General features: G+C 66.1%; 14 protein-coding genes. 9 read left to right on the top strand and 5 right to left on the bottom strand.

The window, feature by feature from the left end:
- Positions 1-500 precede the first annotated feature (500 nt).
- A complete protein-coding gene (locus QXZ94_RS12590; RefSeq protein WP_315726221.1) occupies positions 501-1,154 on the top strand; it encodes a 4'-phosphopantetheinyl transferase in 654 nt (217 codons plus the stop codon).
- A gap of 63 nt (positions 1,155-1,217) precedes the next feature.
- Here the strand turns inward: QXZ94_RS12590 and QXZ94_RS12585 are convergent, their stop codons facing one another.
- Positions 1,218-1,994: a GntR family transcriptional regulator gene (locus tag QXZ94_RS12585; RefSeq protein ID WP_315726219.1), complete on the bottom strand. Its 777-nt coding sequence runs from the start codon at positions 1,992-1,994 to the stop codon at positions 1,218-1,220.
- 66 nt (positions 1,995-2,060) lie between these two features.
- On the opposite strand from QXZ94_RS12585, the gene QXZ94_RS12580 reads away from it, so the two are divergent.
- Genes QXZ94_RS12580 through QXZ94_RS12555 form a run of 6 tightly spaced genes read left to right on the top strand, consistent with a single transcriptional unit; the run spans position 2,061 to position 9,514 of the window.
- A complete protein-coding gene (locus tag QXZ94_RS12580; protein ID WP_315720670.1) occupies positions 2,061-3,377 on the top strand; it encodes a M20 family metallopeptidase in 1,317 nt (438 codons plus the stop codon).
- On the top strand, positions 3,377-4,924 hold the full coding sequence (locus QXZ94_RS12575) for an ABC transporter substrate-binding protein (RefSeq protein ID WP_315720669.1): 1,548 nt from the start codon (positions 3,377-3,379) through the stop codon (positions 4,922-4,924). Before QXZ94_RS12580 ends, QXZ94_RS12575 begins: the two co-directional genes overlap by 1 nt.
- 15 nt (positions 4,925-4,939) lie before the next feature.
- On the top strand, positions 4,940-5,887 hold the full coding sequence (locus tag QXZ94_RS12570) for an ABC transporter permease (protein WP_315720668.1): 948 nt from the start codon (positions 4,940-4,942) through the stop codon (positions 5,885-5,887).
- Entirely contained in the window at positions 5,880-6,710 is an 831-nt protein-coding gene (locus QXZ94_RS12565; RefSeq protein WP_315720667.1) for an ABC transporter permease, read from the top strand. Before QXZ94_RS12570 ends, QXZ94_RS12565 begins: the two co-directional genes overlap by 8 nt.
- Positions 6,707-8,281, top strand: a complete 1,575-nt coding sequence (nikE, locus tag QXZ94_RS12560; RefSeq protein ID WP_315720666.1) for an ABC transporter ATP-binding protein — start codon at positions 6,707-6,709, stop codon at positions 8,279-8,281. Before QXZ94_RS12565 ends, nikE begins: the two co-directional genes overlap by 4 nt.
- Positions 8,282-8,299: 18 nt before the next feature.
- Positions 8,300-9,514 (top strand): M20 family metallopeptidase, encoded by a 1,215-nt coding sequence (locus tag QXZ94_RS12555; RefSeq protein ID WP_315720665.1) that lies wholly within the window; start codon positions 8,300-8,302, stop codon positions 9,512-9,514.
- A 7-nt stretch (positions 9,515-9,521) separates the two neighbouring features.
- Here QXZ94_RS12555 and QXZ94_RS12550 read toward each other — a convergent pair whose 3' ends face one another.
- The 4 genes from QXZ94_RS12550 to QXZ94_RS12535 all read right to left on the bottom strand — a co-directional run bounded on the left by QXZ94_RS12550 (position 9,522) and on the right by QXZ94_RS12535 (position 14,549).
- Entirely contained in the window at positions 9,522-9,878 is a 357-nt protein-coding gene (locus QXZ94_RS12550; protein WP_315720664.1) for a carboxymuconolactone decarboxylase family protein, read from the bottom strand.
- Between the two features lie 9 nt (positions 9,879-9,887).
- Positions 9,888-13,124 carry an efflux RND transporter permease subunit gene (locus QXZ94_RS12545; protein WP_315720663.1) on the bottom strand — a complete coding sequence of 1,079 codons (3,237 nt, stop codon included), beginning with the start codon at positions 13,122-13,124 and terminating at the stop codon, positions 9,888-9,890.
- Positions 13,121-14,122 carry an efflux RND transporter periplasmic adaptor subunit gene (locus QXZ94_RS12540; protein ID WP_315720662.1) on the bottom strand — a complete coding sequence of 334 codons (1,002 nt, stop codon included), beginning with the start codon at positions 14,120-14,122 and terminating at the stop codon, positions 13,121-13,123. The genes QXZ94_RS12545 and QXZ94_RS12540 overlap by 4 nt, the downstream gene beginning before the upstream one ends.
- Positions 14,123-14,240: 118 nt before the next feature.
- Positions 14,241-14,549: a metalloregulator ArsR/SmtB family transcription factor gene (locus QXZ94_RS12535; protein WP_315720661.1), complete on the bottom strand. Its 309-nt coding sequence runs from the start codon at positions 14,547-14,549 to the stop codon at positions 14,241-14,243.
- A gap of 120 nt (positions 14,550-14,669) precedes the next feature.
- On the opposite strand from QXZ94_RS12535, the gene QXZ94_RS12530 reads away from it, so the two are divergent.
- Both QXZ94_RS12530 and trxC read left to right on the top strand, forming a co-directional pair.
- Positions 14,670-15,956, top strand: coding sequence for an FAD/NAD(P)-binding oxidoreductase (locus QXZ94_RS12530; RefSeq protein WP_315720660.1), 1,287 nt, complete (start codon positions 14,670-14,672; stop codon positions 15,954-15,956).
- Entirely contained in the window at positions 15,953-16,393 is a 441-nt protein-coding gene (gene trxC, locus QXZ94_RS12525) for a thioredoxin TrxC (protein WP_315720659.1), read from the top strand. The genes QXZ94_RS12530 and trxC overlap by 4 nt, the downstream gene beginning before the upstream one ends.
- Positions 16,394-16,402: the final 9 nt, after the last annotated feature.

Here is a 16,402-nt window from a genome sequence, read left to right as displayed (position 1 = left end):
CACCTGCCAGTGTCGGAATGAAGCGTGTATCGAGCTTGAGAGCTGCGCTCATTTGTCCGACGGAGTTGCCGCGCACCGAATCATGACGACAGAATATCCGATTAGAAGACGCACCCTTGTGAACTATCGCATAAGTCGCACCATATAATTTGGTGCAAAGGCGAACAAGCGCGCCCCGCTGTTGTGCACAGCCGCGCAACTAAGCAAGTTGATTCCGGTCTACGCGTTACGGTGCGCGATCGGCATTGATGGTCTTCTGCCTCTGGCGCGGATCACTGCGATGACCAATCATGCCGAGATCCGCAAGACGCAACGGCAGCCGACATTGAGATCGATGCTCCGTGAGATTGACGGTGCAGGGGCACCGATCGGCATGTACAATCATGGGAGTTTAGGACGGCGCGGCCTGAGGCGGTCTATGGTCAAGCGGCCCGAGGCGGTGTTTGGTCAAACAGCGTCGCGGCCATCCGAGCTGAGGCTCTCCGCATGCAGAGTTGTTGATGACGGCGATAGCAGATCTGTTTTCCGGCCCTGTCGGCGTCGAGACCTCCGCGCTTTCGACTGCGGATGGCGAGCTGTTTCCCGAGGAGCGCGCCTTCATTCAGGCCGCAGTGCCCAAACGGCGGGCAGAGTTCACCACGGCCAGGATTCTGGCGCGACGGTTGCTTGCAGCATTCGGCACGCCACCGGGCCCGCTCGTCCCCGGACCCGATCGGGCGCCGGTCTGGCCATCTGGCTTCACGGGGAGCATTTCCCACTGCGCCAACTACTGCGCCGTCGTCGTGGCACGGCACCGCGACGTGACGTCTCTTGGCCTGGACGTGGAGGATGTGCGCGAGCTGGACGCGAGCTTGCAGGACCTGGTGCTCACGCCGGCGGAGCGGCAATGGATCGCTGCGCAGCCCGGGGCAATTCGGCCGGTGCTTCCGATCCTGATCTTCAGCGCCAAGGAAGCATATTATAAGTGTCAGTATCCGATCACGCGGGGCTTCCTCGATTTTCAGGACGTCGAGCTCGGGATCGAATGGGCATCGGGCACCTTTGCGGCCCGCGTTCTCAAAACGGGATGGCCGGTCGCGGTCGCCCGCCTGTCGGGTCGGTTCGTTGTCGATCAGGACCGCGTCGCCTGCGGTGTGGCGCTGATGCCGGGCTGAAGCCCTAGACGCTCCCAAGGAGCGATACCGGGGCGGCGCGCGGTTCATCGTCAGCGCCGGGTCTCAGCGAATCTCGTTCGAGTAGTAGTGGCCGGCCGTCGTGGCGCGGTGTTGGCTAAGAATCGCCAGCGCCCCGGTCTGGTCGTAGGCCTCCTCATTGATGACCAGTACCGCGCCTGGCGCCGACAGGTTGAGAAGCGTCCGGTCCTCCTTGGTTGCGACCTCCGCGGTGACCTTCTCGCGCACGGCGGCGATCCGGATGCCGTAGGTCTCGAGCAAATGGCGATAGATCAGGGCGGGGACCTTCGTCGTCTCGCGCGGAAACTCAGGCACGCGGCTTGCGACCATCGCGATGCGCGAATGCAGCACGGGCGCGCCCGCTACGCGGCGGATGCGATGAAGATGCAGCAGCGGCTCAGTTTCGGCGGTGGCGAACAGCGCGGCTTCGGCGGGCGCGGCGGCCCGTTTTGTCACCGACAGCACCTCCGCCTCCGAGTGCAACAGGCTGCCATCCGCCCCCAACAGGCGGAAATATTGAAAGAAGAAGCTGAGGCCATGTTGCGACGCTCGGCCTGTGACGACGGTCCCCGTCTTGCGCCGGCGCATCAGCATGCCGCCGGCGGTGAGGTCGGCCAACGCGCGGCGAATGGTGCCGACCGCGACGCCATATTGATGGGCGAGCGCGACCTCGCCGGGCAGCACCGTGCCGGGCGCAAGCTCGCCGATCAGGATCGCCTCCGCGATCTGCCGCTTGACATGCTCGTACAGCGGCACGGGCAGGACACCGCTCCCTGCACCCACCCCATCTGCCGCTTTGCTGGCCACAGCTGCCTTTTTCATGGATTTGACAAACGCCGCGTCGTGAATTCTATTTCTATATAGAATATAGGATTTGGCTCGCGGCAAATGATTTCTCAGGACAGGGCGGATCGGGGCGGGGCCAACCTGGCCCACGGCGTGGCGGCGATCGACCGGCTGTCCGCGACCGCCGTCCATGATCTGCAGAGGATGGTGGCGGTCGACACCAGCTTTCCGCCCGGTGCTGGCTACGATGATTTTGCCGATCTCATGGAGCGGCTCGCCGCGCCGCTCGCGCTGGAGTGCGAGCGCATCATCGTTCCGGAGGAGCTGTGGCGAGCACCCGGCGCGTGCGGGCGACGCACCAATCTGATCGCGCGCCGCCGCTCCGGCAGGCCCGTTCTCGGCCTCTATTTTCATGTCGACACCGTGCCCGCTGCTCCCGGCTGGACCACCGATCCGCTGCAGCTGACGTGCGAGGGTGATCGTCTCGTCGGCCTCGGTGCGGCCGACATGAAGGGTTCGATCGCAGCGGCGCTGCTCGCGTTGCGCGCCGCACAGCAGACCGGCCTGTCGCTTGCTTATGATCCGATGCTGCTGTTGTGCACGGACGAAGAAGCGGGGCTCTATCCCGGCGTGCGCTATCTGGCCGAGCAGGGCCGTCTCGAAGGGCACATCCTCAACTTCAACGGCAGCGCGATGCCGCGGATCTGGGCCGGCTGCTTCGGTCTGTTCACGCTCACGGTGCGCGTTCATGGCAAGCCGGCGCATGCGGGCGAGCAGCGCAGCGCCGGCGCCAACGCAATCGAAGCAGCGCTGCCGATTCTCAATGCCGTCGCTGCCTTGAAGCCGGTGATTGCCCAGCGCACGTCGGCACTGCCGCCAGCGCCGCAGGCGAGCGGGCCGCTCACGGCGAGTCTCGACATTTCCGCCATTCATGGCGGCCGATGCGGCGGACAGATCCCGTCGCTGGTCGAGCTTCTGCTGTGCCGCCGCTATGCGCCTGAAGAGGACTTCATTGGCGCGCGCAGCGAGATCGAAACCGCGATCAAGCAGGCCGCGGGCTCCCTCGACGTCGAGATCATCCTCACCGGACATCTGGCGCCGACCTCCGATCCCGGCGGGCCGCATTGGCCGCGCTGGCAGCAGGCGCTGTCGCTCGGATTCGACTATGCGCCCGATGACTTCGCACGCTGGGGCGCTTCCGGCTGCTCCGATTTCGGCTGGGTGCAGCAGGCCACCGGACTTCAAGAGGTGCTGCTCACCGGTCTCGGCAAGCCCGACAGCCGCATCCATGCGCCGGGCGAATCGACGACCCTGACCGACATCGTCGCATTGGCGAAATCGGTGCTTGCTTATCTCTCAGCCGAGTTCTGTCCCGAACTCTCTCCCGAAGCCATGACGCTCAAGAAGGACTTCGCCTGATGCCGTCCGTCACCCGTCGCCATTTTCTCGCCGGCACCGCAGTCGCGCTTGCCTTGCCGCGTGTCTCGCTGGCTGCCGAGGCGCCGAAGCGTGGCGGCGTGCTGCGGATCTCGGTCGATCAGGGCGCGGCGGTCATTCATCCGCTGCTCGCGCGCGTCAATCCGGAATATCTCGTCACCGAGCTGCTCTATTCCAACCTCACCCGGTTGAAGCCGGACATGGCGGTGGAGCCCGATCTCGCGCTGTCGTGGGAAGCCGGCGCGGGCCTGACGGAGTGGACGTTCAAGCTGCGTCCGAACGTTAGTTTTCATGACGGCTCGCCGCTGACGGCCGAGGACGTCGTCGCGACCTTCAAGGCGATCCTCGATCCGAAGACCGCCTCGCCTGCGCGCACGAATGTCGGCCCGATCAAGGACGTTGCAGCGATCGATGCCGCGACCGTGAAGTTCACAATGACGGTCGCCTTCGCCGATTTCCCGGTCGCGCTCGCCTACACCAATGCGCGCATCGTCCCGGCGAAGGTGATCGCCGCCGATCTCGGCAGTCTCGCTACCAAGGCCAATGGCTCGGGGCCGTTCAAGCTCGTGTCCTACGAGCCGGACCGCAAGATCGTGGTCGAGCGCAATCCGGCCTATTACGATCCGGCGCGGCCGGCGCTCGATCGCGTCGAGATCCTGGTCTATCCCGATCGCACCGCCGAAGCCTCCGCGCTGATCTCGGGGGATATCGATCTGATGCTGTCGACCACGCCCGGCGAGTATGAGCGACTGGGCAAGGCCACCGGCATCAAGGCGCTGCGGATTCCCTCGGGCCAGTTCCTCAACGTCAACATGGGCTGCGACCAGAAGCCGTTCAACGATGTCCGCGTGCGTCAGGCCCTGGCGCTGACCATCGATCGTGAGGCCATGGCGGGGTTCGTCGCCGGCGGCTACGGCACGCCCGGCAACGACACGCCGCTCAGCCCGGCCTACCGGTTCTACAAGGACAGCAAGCTCAAAAGGCCGGATATCGCCAAGGCGAAGCAGCTGCTGGCCGAGGCGGGCTATCCCTCCGGCATCGACCTGACCATGGTCGCCTCCGACAAGCCGGACACCCGCACGCAGCTCGGCGTCGCGATCCGGGAAATGGCGGCGCCCGCAGGCTTCCGCATCAATGTGCAGACGATGCCGCACGCGACCTATCTCGACCAGGTCTGGAAGAAGGGCAATTTCTACGTCGGCTTCTACAACATGCAGCCCACGGCGGATGCCATCTTCAAGCTGCTCTACACCTCGGATGCCGCCTGGAACGAAACGCGCTGGAACAATGCGCGCTTCGACGAGGTCGTCAATGCCGCGCGCAGCGAGACCGACGATGCCAACCGCGCCGCGCTCTATGCGCGGGCCCAGGCGATGATGAACGAGGAGGTGCCGTCGGTCATCCCGGTGTTCTTCGACATCCTGGCGGCCCAGCGCGCCTATGTCGAGGGCTACACCTTGCATCCGCGTGGATCGGTGTTCCGGCTTGATCTCGTCTCGCTCGGCGCTGGCGCGCCCAAGCGCGCCTGAGACGGGACCTGATCGGTGTCGTTAGCCTGGCTGCTGCGGCGGCTGCTCCTGATGGTCTACACCGTCGTCATCGTCAGCGTGCTGGTGTTCGCCATCACGCAGGCGCTGCCGGCCGATGCCGCGCAGACTCTCCTCGGCGAGAATGCCTCGCCGGAGGCGCTGGCCGCCGTGCGCGTGCGCCTCGGGCTGAACGATCCGGTCTGGCTGCAATTCGCGCACTGGGTGGCACGCGCCGCGACCGGCAATTTTGGCGTCTCGATGCGCACTGGCCTGCCGGTCGCGCCCGAAATGCTGACGGCACTGTCGCGTTCGCTGCTGCTCGCCGCCGGTGCGCTCGTCGTGACCCTCGTGATCGCGGTCCCGCTGGGGATCTTCGCCGCGCTGCGCCAGGGCAGGGCGGCGGATACCATGACGAGCATCATCGCCTATCTTGGCGTGTCCCTTCCGGAGTTCGTCACCGCAACGGCGCTGGCGCTGCTGCTCACCGACATCCTGCCGTGGCTGCCCGCAACCGGCTACGTTTCGCCGCTGGAGGATTCCGGCCTCGCGCTGCGTCACCTGACGTTGCCGATCCTGACCGTTTCGGTCATCCTCATCGCGCACGTCATGCGCATGATGCGCTCGGAGACGCTGGACGTGCTGCAATCCGACTATGTCCGCGCGGCGCGGCTGAGGGGACTGCCGGAGCGAACGGTGCTGGTCCGTCACGTGATGCGCAACGCGCTGCTGCCGGTCATCACCATCGTCGCGCTCGACGTCGGCTATCTGCTCGGCGGCATCATCGTGATCGAGGAGATCTTCGCCATTCCCGGCATCGGTCGCGCGCTGATGATCGCCATCACCACCCGCGATCTGCCGTCGATCCAGGCCGGAGCGATGATCATGGCGGTGACCTACGCGATCACCAATACGCTCGCGGACGTCGTCTACGCGCTGCTCGACCGGCGGATCCGCTATGACTGAGCTGCTCGGCAGGATGATCCGCAAGCCGCAAGGCGCGATCGGCATCGTTCTGCTGGTCGTGCTCGCAGCCATCTGCATCCTCGGACCGTGGCTGGCACCATACGGACCGGAGAAAATGGACTTCCTCGGCCGTTTCCGCGCGCCGGGCTGGCAGAACCTGTTCGGCGCCGACCAGTTCGGCCGCGACGTGCTCAGCCGTCTGTTGTCCGGGGCGCGTGCGACAGTCCCGATGGCGCTTACTGCGACCTTGGCGGGCAGCGCCATCGGCGCCGTCATCGGCGTCGCATCAGCCTATCTGGGCGGCAAGACCGACGAGCTCATCATGCGGACCAACGACGCGGTCATGGCCATTCCCGGTCTCCTGATGGCCCTGCTGCTGGTCAGCACGCTCGGTAACGGCGCGAGCAATGCCGTCGTCGCGATTGCCATCGCCTTTGCGCCGGGCATGGCACGGGTGACGCGCTCGGTCGCGCTCGCCGTGCGGAACCAGGATTTCGTCAAGGCCGCGGTCGCGCGCGGGGAGGGTGCCGCGCAGATCATCTTCCGCGAGATGCTTCCCAACGTGATGGGGCCAATCGTGATCGAGGCGACGATCCGCGTCTCCTTCGCGGTGATGCTGTTCGCGACCCTCAGCTTTCTCGGCCTCGGCGCGCAGCCACCCGCCTCGGAATGGGGCTTGATGGTCGCCGATGCCCGGCAATACATGCACCGCGCACCGTGGATCCTGATCGCGCCGTCGGCTGCGATCGCGCTGTCGGCCATTGCGTTCAATCTCGTCGGTGATGCCCTGCGCGACGCTCTCAATCCCCGGGACGATCGATGACGGCCGCACTCACGATCACCAACTACGGTTTGGACTATGCGACCGCGGCCGGCGCCGTGGCGGTGCTGCGTGACATCTCGCTGGAGATTGCGCCCGGCGAGGTGCTCGGCCTCGTGGGCGAATCCGGCTCGGGCAAGAGCTCGCTGGCCTGGGCGCTGATGCGGCATCTGCCGGCCAATGCGCGCGAGGTGTCGGGCGCGCTGCGGCTCGGTGACGTCGACCTGCAGGCGCTCGGTCCGAAGCAGCTGAGCGCCTTGCGAGGTCGACGCATCGGCATGGTGTTCCAGGATCCGTCGACGGCGCTGAATCCGACGTTGACCATCGGTCGCCAGATCACCGAGGCCCTGATGCGCCACCGTGAACTGAATGCGCGGGCCGCCAGGGATCTCGCGGTCGAGTTGCTCGGCCATGTCGATCTGCGCAACCCGGCCGCCATCTTGCGGCGCTATCCGCACGAGATCTCCGGCGGCGAGAAGCAGCGCGTGATCATCGCCACGGCGTTCGGCTGCCGGCCTGACGTGATCCTGTTCGACGAGCCGACGACGGCGCTCGACGTCATCACCGGAGCAAGGATCATCGAGCTGTTTGCGCGACTGCGCGCCGAGACGGGCGTGGCAGCGCTCTACATCTCCCATGACCTGGGAATGATGAACCGCGTCGCGGATCGCGTCGCAGTGATCCGGCACGGCCGGGTGGTCGAGCAGGCGAAGGCGTCCGAGATCTTTCGTCGTCCGCAGCACGACTACACGAGGTCCCTGATCGCGGCGGTGCCGCGGCCGGAGCGGAGGCTCGTGCACGACAAACCCGGTGAGGCCGTGCTGCTCGAGGCGCGGGGCATTGACGTCCATTACGGGAGGGCGGGGCTATTCCGCGCAGCTCCGCCGCCGGCGACCAAGGCCGTCGACATCGACATCCGCGCCGGCGAGATTGTGGGCCTGGTCGGCGAGTCCGGCTCGGGCAAATCATCGGTTGCGCGCGCGCTGACCGGGCTCGCGCGCTTTGATGGCGCCATCCGCTTCGATGGCCGAACATTGCATGGGGCTGGCGACATGAGCCCGGCCTATCGTCGCGATGTTCAGATCGTGTTTCAGCACCCCGATTCCTCGCTCAACCCGCGTCATCGCATCGGTGAGATCCTGTCGCGGCCGCTCAAGCTTTATGGCGGCGACGTCGCTTCGGTGCCACGGCTGCTGGAGCAGGTCCGGCTGCCTGCGTCTTATGCGGCGCGCTGGCCGCACCAATTGTCGGGCGGCGAGAAGCAGCGCGTCGCGATCGCGCGCGCCTTCGCGGCGCGTCCACGACTCGTCGTCTGCGACGAGATCACCGCGCCGCTCGACGTCTCCGTGCAGGCCCAGATCATCGAGCTTCTGCTGAAGCTGCGCGCCGAGACCGGCGCGGCCTATCTGTTCATCACCCACGATCTCAATCTGATCCGGCAGATCGCCCACCGCATCGTCGTGATGCGCCGGGGCCAGCTGGTCGACAGCCGTGCCGTCGATGCTTTCGGCGCGGAGGACGTTCACCCCTATACGAGCGAGCTGATGGCGGCTTCGCCGGTGCCGGTCAGCTGACCGCGAGGATTGCAACCCATGGACCGCGACGACCTGCTCGCCCGCATCGACGTTCCCGCAGCGCTCGCGCTGCTGTCGCGCATGGTGCAGCACAAGAGCTATTCGAAGACGGAAGGAGAGAAGCAGCTCGCGAACTTCATGGCCGAGCGCATGCGAGAGATCGGGCTCGACGCCGCCGTCACGCCGTTCGGCGACGAGGGGCGTGTGAATGCCGTCGGGCGCTGGAAGGGTACGGGTGGCGGCAAGAGCCTGCTTTTCAACGGTCACGTCGATACCAACCCGGTGACGGAGGGCTGGACGGTCGATCCCTGGGCAGGGAAGGTCGATGACGCGTTCATCTATGGCATCGGCGTTTCCAACATGAAGGCGGGCGACGCCGCCTATTTCTGCGCGGTCAAGACGCTGATCGAGGCCGGCGTGAAGCTCAGAGGCGACGTGATCCTCACCTATGTCGTCGGTGAGCTGCAGGGCGGCGTCGGCACCTACTCCTTGATCGAGCAGGGGCTGCGCGCGGACTATTTCATCAATTCAGAGCCGACCGATCTCAAGGCGATGACCATGCACGCGGCAGCATTCATGTTCATCATCGAGCTCGTCGGCAATACCCGCCATCTGTCCAAGCGCGAGGAGGCGGTCGATGCCATCAGCGCGGCCTGCGATCTCATCCCGCGCCTCAACGCGATGACCTTCTCCGGCGCTCGGTCGCCCGCGCATGAGGCGATCAACCGGGTGCATGTCGGCGTCGTCCATGGCGCGCTCGGCCGTGAGCTGCACGAGTGGCGGACGCCGCAGGTAGCGGATTTCGTCCGCATCAAGGGCTCAGGCCGCTACGCGCCCGGTCAGACCGAGCAGGGCGCGCTGGCCGACATGCGGCGCGAGCTCGATGCGCTGGAGGCTCGGTTTCTCGGCCTCAAGGCGCATCTGATGTCGGAGGATCGCGCCGGGGTCCCGACGATGCCCCCGTTCGAGGTCGCGCCGGACAGTCCGATCGTCCGGGCCGTCAATGACGCCTATCGTGTCGTGCGCGGCGAGGCGCAGCCGACCGGGCCGGTTGCGCCGAGCTGCTTCTATGGCACCGACGCCGGCCATCTCTATGCCTCGGGCAGGATGGAGGGCATCGTCTGCGGGCCGGGTGGTCGCTACAACACGATGCCGGACGAGCGCGTCGATATTCCCGACTATCTCGACATGATCCGCATCTACATGCTCGCCATTCTCGACATCTGCGGCTGATCGCGCTTCAGGCGGCGGCCGCCTGCTGCTGGAATTCCTCGAAGGCGGCGATCGCATCAGCCGCGTACATCAGCGAGGGCCCACCGCCCATATAGATGGCCATGCCAAGCGTCTCCTCGACCTCCTGGCGTGTCGCGCCGAGGCGGACCAGCGCCTCGGCGTGAAAGCCGATGCAGCCGTCGCAGCGGACGGCGACGCCGATCGCCAGCGCAATCAGCTCCTTGGTCTTCTTGTCGAGCGCGCCGTCCGCGCTGGCCGCCCGTGCCAGCGCGGAGAAGCCCTGCATCACGTCGGGGATGTCCTTGCGCAAGGTCTTCAGATTGCCGGACAGATCCTTGCAGATCTCGCTGTACAGCTTGGTCATCATCATCTCCTAGGACATCTTCGTGGTGGGTTTTCCGGGCTCGCGCAGCGCGATGTAGATCGCGGGGATGACGAGCACCGTGAGCAGGGTGGACGACGCGAGGCCGAACAGCAGCGAGATCGCCAGCCCCTGGAAGATCGGATCGAGCAGGATCGTCGCCGCGCCGATCATCGCCGCGAGCGCGGTCAGCAGGATCGGCTTGAAGCGCACCGCGCCGGCCTCCAGCACGACGTCGCGCAAGGTCTTGCCCTCGCCGCCGCTGTGTCGGATGAAGTCGACCAGCAGGATCGAATTGCGCACGATGATGCCGGCGAGCGCGATGAAGCCGATCATCGACGTCGCCGTGAACGGCGCGCCGAGCAGCCAATGGCCGAGCAGGATGCCGATCAGGGTCAGCGGGATCGGCGTCAGGATCACCAGCGGCAGCCGGAAGCTCTTGAACTGCGCCACCACCAGCACGTAGATGCCGAGGATGGCCGCGCCAAACGCCGCACCCATGTCGCGGAAGGTCACGTAGGTGATCTCCCATTCGCCGTCCCACAGCAAGGTCGGACGCGACTCGTCCTTGGGCTGGCCATGGAAGCCGATCGCCGGCTTCGGCAACTTGCCCCAGTCATGCGCGTCGATCCGGTCGGCGACCGCAAGCATGCCATACAGCGGCGCCTCGAAGCGGCCGGCGAGCTCGGCCATCACCATGTCGGCGAAGCGGCCGTCGCGGCGAAAGATCATCGGCGATCCCTCTTCCATCGTCGCCTTCACGACCTGGCCGAGCTCGACGACGGTCTTGCTGCCGGGCAGGGTGTTGGCCGGCACCGGCGTCGAAGCCAGAGCCTGGCTCCAGCTCTTGGTGCGCTTCGGCAGCCGCACCGCGATCTCGATCGGATTGCGGTCCTCGCCGCGGTGCGAGTAGCCGACCGAGACGCCGCCAAACAAGGTCTGGATGGTGTCGTAGACGTCGCGCTGCTCGACCCCGAAGAATTCGAGACTGTCCTGGTCGATCGACAGCCGCAGCCGCGGCCGGCGCTGGCCGATGGAGTCGTCGATGTCGACGATGAAGGGGACGTCGGCGAACACCTTCTTCAGCTCGGTGGTGACGGCCCGCCGGGTCGCGGCATCCGGGCCGTAGATCTCGGCGAGCAAGGTCGCCAGCACCGGCGGGCCGGGCGGCACCTCGACGACCTTGATGCTGGTGCCCGAGGGCACCGAGACCGCCTTCAGCCGCTGCCGCAGGTCGAGCGCGATGTCATGGCTCGCGCGCTTGCGGTCGCCGCGGGCGGCGAGATTGACCTGGAGCTCGCCGAGCTCAGGCCGTTCGCGCAGGTAATAGTGCCGGACGAGGCCGTTGAAGTTGAACGGCGCCGCCGTGCCGGCGTAGCTCTGCACACTCGTAATCTCCGGCAACTGATGCGCGATGTCGGCGGCGGCAAACAGCGTCCGCTCGGTATCCTCCAGGCTGGCGCCTTCGGGCAGATCGACCATCACCGCGATCTCCGACTTGTTGTCGAACGGCAGCAGCTTGACGGTGACGGACTTGGTCGCAAACAGCGTCATCGACAGCAAGGTGGCGATGCCGACGCCGAGCAGGAAGATCCAGGCGGAGCTCTTGCTGGCGACGATCGGGCGCGCCACGCTGCGATAGATCCGGCCGAGCCGGCCCTCGCCATGTGCGTCATGGCTCGGATCGTGCTGTGCGCCACCCGCGGCGGCGGTCTGCTTCGGCGCGAGGCGCAGCATCAGCCACGGTGCCACGACCATCGCGACGAAGAACGAGAACAGCATCGCGGCCGAGGCGTTGGCCGGGATCGGTGCCATATAAGGGCCCATCAGGCCCGACACGAACAGCATCGGCAGCAGGGCGGCCACCACCGTCAGGGTGGCAACGATGGTCGGGTTGCCGACCTCGGCGACCGCCTCGATGGTCGCCTGCAGGCGCGGACGGCCGTCACGCATGCCCCAATGGCGGGCGATGTTCTCGACCACGACGATGGCGTCGTCGACCAGGATGCCGATCGAGAAGATCAGCGCGAACAGGCTGACGCGGTTGATAGTGTAGCCCATCAAATTCGCGGCGAACATCGTCAGCAGGATCGTGGTCGGGATGACCACGAAGGTGACGAGCGCCTCGCGCCAGCCGATTGCGATCGCGATCAGGACGACGATCGAGATCGTCGCGAGACCGAGATGGAACAACAGCTCATTGGCCTTCTCATTGGCGGTCTCGCCATAGTCGCGCGTCACCGTGACCGCGACGTCACTCGGAATGAGGCTGGTCTTGAGCCCTTCGAGGCGTTGCGCGATGTCGTGCGACACCACGACCGCGTTGGCGCCGGCGCGCTTGGCGAGCGCGAGGCTCACCGCGGGCACGCGGTGCCAGTCGCCCTTGTCGCTGCGGGCGTCGTCCCAGACGCGGTGCTCGGCGAGATTGGGGCCGATCACGACGGTCGCGACATCGCGCACATAGACCGGGCGGCCGTCGCGGGTTGAGATCAACAGGAGCCCGATATCGGGGATGCCCGTCAGAGTCTGCCCGGCAGTCACGTTGCGGACGATGCCGCCGTCGCGGACGTCGCCGGCGAGGAAGGAACGGTTGGCATCCTTCACCTTGGCGACGAGCTGCTGCAAGGTCACGCCGAACAGCGACAGCTTCTCCGGGCTGGGCTCGACGCGGATCTGCTGGGCGCCGCCGCCGGAGATGTAGGTCAGGCCGATATTGTCGACCTTGGTCAGCTCGGCCCGCAGCTTATCGGCGAGCTCGTAGAGGTCCTTGTCGGACCAGCGCTCGGCGGCCTCCGGCTTCGGCGACAGGGTCAGAACGGTCACGGCGACATCGTTGATGCCGCGGCCGACGATCAGCGGCTCGGGGATGCCGACGGGAATGCGGTCGAGATTGGCGCGGAGCTTCTCATGGACGCGCAGGATCGCGTCCTCGAACTTGGTGCCGACCAGGAACCGCGCGGTGACCATGACGCGGTCGTCCTCGGTCTGGCTGTAGACGTGCTCGACGCCGTCGATCGCCTTGACGATCGTCTCCAGCGGCTTCGTGACGAGCTCGACGCCATCAGGCGCACGCAGTCCGTCGGCGTTGACGCGGATGTCGACCATCGGCACGCTGATCTGCGGTTCCTCCTCGCGCGGGATCACGACCACGGCGATGAGGCCGACCACGAGCGAGGCGAGCAGGAACAGCGGCGTGAGCGGCGAGGCGATGGTCGCCTGGGTCAGCTTGCCTGAGAGTCCAAGTTTCACGGCTGCACCAATTGGTCGCCGGCGCGCAGGCCGGACAGGATTTCAAGTCCATCGGGAAGATCGGCGCTCGGCAAGGCGCGGCCGCGCTGCACCGGAACGCTGACTTGCTGCGATCCCTGTTGCAGCTGAACGTAGTCGATGCCGAAGCGGGTGGTGACGTAGCGGCCAGGGATCACATAGGCGTCGCGCTGGCCGCCGGAGATCCACACCCGCAGCCGGTCGCCGACGAAATACTGGCCAAGGCCTTGAACGATCGCGTCCGCGACGACGCGGCCTTCCTCGATCTGCGGATAGACGAGGTCGATCACGCCCCATTTGTCGCCGCTCTCGCCGAACTCGGCGCCGTCGACACGAACCTTGTCGCCTGCCTTCAGGAACAGCGCGTGGCGCTCGGGCACGCGGAGCCGCAGCTTGAAATTCTGCTGGGCCACCGTCACCACGGGATCGCCGGGCAGGACCACCGAACCGACGGTCACGAGCTTCTTCAGCACGCGGCCGTCATCGGGCGCCAGCACCTGGCCTTCACTCATCTGCTGGTTCACCACGGCGCGCTCGGCGGTCTTGGCGCGCAGCGAATTCTCGGCGACGTTCAGCGCAGTGCGCGTCTCGTCGAGCTTGACCCGGGGCAGGGTGCCGCGCTCGACGAGGCCTTCCGTCCGGGTGAAGTCGATCTGCGCCTGGTTGGCCTGCGCCTGCAGCGCCTCGATCTGGGCGTCGAGCGACTTGAGCTGAAGTGCGAGCTTCTCGTCGCCGATCAGCGCGATCGGCTGGCCACGCTTGACCGGGTCGCCTTCGCGCACCGAGAGCTGAGCGATCGTGCCGCCGATGCGGCCGCGCGCCGGGACCACGCTGACGCTTTCCACGGTCGCGAACACCGCCTTCTCGTCGGCGACCTGACGCGGGGTCACCGTCAGCGTTTCGGCAAGGGCCGGCGTGGCCTGCGAGCTCAGCTGGCAGGCCATCGCGGCGATCAAGGTCAGGAGCGATAATCTGCGCATCAGCCTCATCCTGTTCGTTTTGAGTCAAATCGTGTGGTCGGGCGAAACGGGCGGTCCAGACATCCCACCGGGATGCGGGTTCCCACTTGATGCTGGTCAAGTCGGCGGTTGGGCGCCGTCATAGTCTCGGTACAGGTTTCGGCGGCGGCGTTGCGCAATAGACCTGATAGAGCGTCTTCAGGACCTCGCGGGCCGGCTCGCTGGCGATCGAGTAGTAGATGGTCTGCCCGTCGCGCCGGGCGGTGACCAGACCGTCCTTGCGCAGCAAAGCGAGGTGCTGCGAGACGGTCGAGTCGCGCAGGCCGAGGAATGCCGCCAGTTCGCCGACCGACCGTTCATTGTCGACCAGCTGGCAGATGATCAGGAGCCGATGCCGGTTCGACAGCGCCTTCAGGAGGTCACTGGCCTGGTCGGCCGCCACTTCCATGATGTCAGCATCAAATTTCATAGTTGCGTATATACAGATATTCGAATATATAGTCAAGGCCGGCCCGGGAGGTTGCGGCTCAAGCGAAACAAGAACGAAGCAAGGCGATGGAGGACCCAAATGGCGGACGTTGTCGTGATCGGAGCGGGGCTGAGCGGCTCCCTGATGGCTTATGAATTGCTGCCCCAGATGCGAAAGGAGGATCGTGTGACCGTCATCTCGCAGGGGTCCTCGTATCATTTCGTGCCCTCCAACCCGTGGGTTGCCGTGGGCTGGCGCAAGCGCGACGAGATCGAGATCGATCTGGTCGACGTCATGCAGCGCAAGGGCATCCGCCTGCTGACCCAGGGCGCCAAGCGCGTGCACCCGGACGACAACCAGGTCGAGCTGACGGACGGCACCATGGTCGCCTATGATTATCTTGTGGTCGCCACCGGGCCCGAGCTCGCCTTCGACGAGATTCCAGGTCTCGGCCCGGACGGCCATACCCAGTCGGTGTGCCACGTCGATCACGCCGCGCATGCCAAGGCGGCGTTCGACAAGCTGGCCGAGAAGCCGGGGCCGGTCATCGTCGGCGCGGTGCAGGGCGCGTCCTGCTTCGGGCCGGCCTATGAATTCCTCTTCATTCTCGAGACCGAACTGCGCCGCCGCAAGATGCGCGACCAGGTGCCGATGACCTTCGTGACCTCCGAGCCCTATATCGGCCATCTCGGCCTCGACGGCGTGGGCGACACCAAGGGGCTGCTCGAAAGCGAGATGCGCGAGAAGCACGTCAAGTGGATCACCAGCGCGCGCGTCACCAAGGTCGAGGACGGGCGGATGTTCGTGGAGGAGGTGGCCGACGACGGCTCTGTCCGCAAGACGCATGAGCTGCCGTTCGCCTATTCGATGATGCTGCCGGCGTTCCGCGGCGTCGGCGCCGTCAGGGGCATCGACAAGCTCACCAATCCGCGCGGCTTCGTCGTCGTCGACAAGCATCAGCGCAACCCGGCCTATCCCAACGTCTTCGCCATCGGCGTCTGCGTCGCGATCCCGCCGATCGGGCCGACGCCGGTGCCGGTCGGCGTGCCCAAGACCGGCTTCATGATCGAGTCGATGGTCACCGCGACTGCCATGAACATCGGCGCGCTGCTGCGCGGGCAGGAGCCCAAGACGCAGCCGACCTGGAATGCGATCTGCCTTGCGGACTTCGGCGATTCCGGCGTCGCGTTCCTGGCGCAGCCGCAGATTCCGCCGCGCAACGTCAACTGGTCGTCGAAGGGCGAGTGGGTGCATTACGCCAAGGTCGCCTTCGAGAAGTATTTCCTGCGCAAGATGAGGCGCGGCACGCCTGAGCCGTTCTACGAGAAATTCCTGCTCGACCGGCTCAACATCGCAAAGATCAAGGAAGTCAGGACGGGCACATGAGCGAGACCTTTCAGCTGGTGTGCGGCCAGTGCGGGCAGATCAACCGACTGCCCGCGGGCCGGGCGCCGACCCAGGGCAAATGCGGCAAATGCCACGCACCGCTGTTCTCCGGTCACCCGATCGAGGTCGACCAGGCTGCGTTCGAACGCCATGTGGCGCATAGCGATCTGCCGCTGCTGGTCGACGTCTGGGCGCCGTGGTGCGGCCCCTGCCGCGCGATGGCGCCGATGTTTGCGCGCGCTGCGCAAGAGTTGGAGCCGCACGTGCAGCTTCTCAAGCTGAACTCCGACGAGGCGCCGGACGTCTCGGCGAAGTTCGGCATCTCCGGAATTCCCACTCTTCTGCTGCTGCAGAAGGGACGGGAGCTCCAGCGAATTTCGGGTGCGATGGACTCGCAACGAATCGTCGCCTGGACACGATCCGGCCTGCGGCAGTGATGCCGTGGC

The sequence above is a fragment of the Bradyrhizobium sp. SZCCHNS2022 genome, assembly GCF_032377575.1.
GTDB classification, from domain to species: Bacteria; Pseudomonadota; Alphaproteobacteria; order Rhizobiales; family Xanthobacteraceae; genus Bradyrhizobium; species Bradyrhizobium aeschynomenes.
This window is presented reverse-complemented; position numbering and strand designations above follow the sequence as displayed.

What these genes read in the sequence shown, in the direction of transcription:
- QXZ94_RS12590 (WP_315726221.1), top strand. Translation starts at nt 501, where the DNA reads ATGACGGCGATAGCAGATCTGTTTTCCGGCCCTGTCGGCGTCGAGACC.
- QXZ94_RS12585 (WP_315726219.1), bottom strand. Translation starts at nt 1,994, where the DNA reads ATGAAAAAGGCAGCTGTGGCCAGCAAAGCGGCAGATGGGGTGGGTGCA.
- QXZ94_RS12580 (WP_315720670.1), top strand. Translation starts at nt 2,061, where the DNA reads ATGATTTCTCAGGACAGGGCGGATCGGGGCGGGGCCAACCTGGCCCAC.
- QXZ94_RS12575 (WP_315720669.1), top strand. Translation starts at nt 3,377, where the DNA reads ATGCCGTCCGTCACCCGTCGCCATTTTCTCGCCGGCACCGCAGTCGCG.
- QXZ94_RS12565 (WP_315720667.1), top strand. Translation starts at nt 5,880, where the DNA reads ATGACTGAGCTGCTCGGCAGGATGATCCGCAAGCCGCAAGGCGCGATC.
- nikE (WP_315720666.1), top strand. Translation starts at nt 6,707, where the DNA reads ATGACGGCCGCACTCACGATCACCAACTACGGTTTGGACTATGCGACC.
- QXZ94_RS12555 (WP_315720665.1), top strand. Translation starts at nt 8,300, where the DNA reads ATGGACCGCGACGACCTGCTCGCCCGCATCGACGTTCCCGCAGCGCTC.
- QXZ94_RS12550 (WP_315720664.1), bottom strand. Translation starts at nt 9,878, where the DNA reads ATGACCAAGCTGTACAGCGAGATCTGCAAGGATCTGTCCGGCAATCTG.
- QXZ94_RS12540 (WP_315720662.1), bottom strand. Translation starts at nt 14,122, where the DNA reads ATGCGCAGATTATCGCTCCTGACCTTGATCGCCGCGATGGCCTGCCAG.
- QXZ94_RS12535 (WP_315720661.1), bottom strand. Translation starts at nt 14,549, where the DNA reads ATGGAAGTGGCGGCCGACCAGGCCAGTGACCTCCTGAAGGCGCTGTCG.
- QXZ94_RS12530 (WP_315720660.1), top strand. Translation starts at nt 14,670, where the DNA reads ATGGCGGACGTTGTCGTGATCGGAGCGGGGCTGAGCGGCTCCCTGATG.
- trxC (WP_315720659.1), top strand. Translation starts at nt 15,953, where the DNA reads ATGAGCGAGACCTTTCAGCTGGTGTGCGGCCAGTGCGGGCAGATCAAC.